At 66.2% G+C, this 866-nt stretch carries 1 protein-coding gene; it reads right to left on the minus strand.

What is annotated here, in order from left to right:
- A partial coding sequence (gene hutU / locus HX814_RS31280) for a urocanate hydratase (protein WP_177015455.1) occupies window positions 1–866 on the minus strand: 866 nt, incomplete at both ends.

Here is an 866-nt window from a genome sequence, read left to right on the forward strand (position 1 = left end):
CAATCAATCGCGATCTGGTAGCCCGCATCCGCATGACGCATCACGCCGGTCGCCGGGTCGTTGTGCAGCACGCGCGCGATACGCTCGGCGGCTTCGTCGGTACCGTCGCAGACAATCACCATGCCCGAGTGCTGGGAGAAGCCCATGCCGACGCCGCCGCCGTGGTGCAACGAAACCCAGGTCGCGCCGCTGGCGGTGTTGAGCAGGGCGTTGAGCAGTGGCCAGTCGGACACGGCGTCGGAGCCGTCCTGCATCGATTCGGTTTCACGGTTGGGGCTGGCCACCGAGCCGGAGTCCAGGTGGTCGCGGCCGATCACGATGGGTGCCGACAGCTCGCCGCTGCGCACCATTTCGTTGAATGCCAGGCCGAGCTTGGCGCGCTGGCCCAGGCCAACCCAGCAGATACGCGCCGGCAGGCCCTGGAAGCTGATGCGCTCGCGGGCCATGTCCAGCCAGTTGTGCAGGTGCGCGTCGTCCGGGATCAGCTCTTTGACTTTGGCGTCGGTCTTGTAGATGTCTTGCGGGTCGCCCGACAGCGCAGCCCAACGGAACGGGCCGATGCCACGGCAGAACAGCGGACGGATGTAGGCCGGGACGAAACCCGGGAAGTCGAAGGCGTTTTCCACGCCCACTTCTTGCGCCATCTGACGGATGTTGTTGCCGTAGTCGAACGTCGGGATGCCTTGTTTCTGGAACTCGAGCATGGCCTTGACGTGCACGGCCATCGACTGCTTGGCGGCCTTGATCACTTCGGCCGGTTCGGTCTTGGCGCGGGCGCGGTATTCGTCCCAGGTCCAGCCGGCGGGCAGGTAGCCGTTGAGCGGGTCGTGGGCGCTGGTCTGGTCGGTGACCATGTCCGGGCGCAC

Origin of the sequence: Pseudomonas sp. C8002 (genome assembly GCF_013385765.1) — a bacterium.
GTDB lineage: Bacteria > Pseudomonadota > Gammaproteobacteria > Pseudomonadales > Pseudomonadaceae > Aquipseudomonas.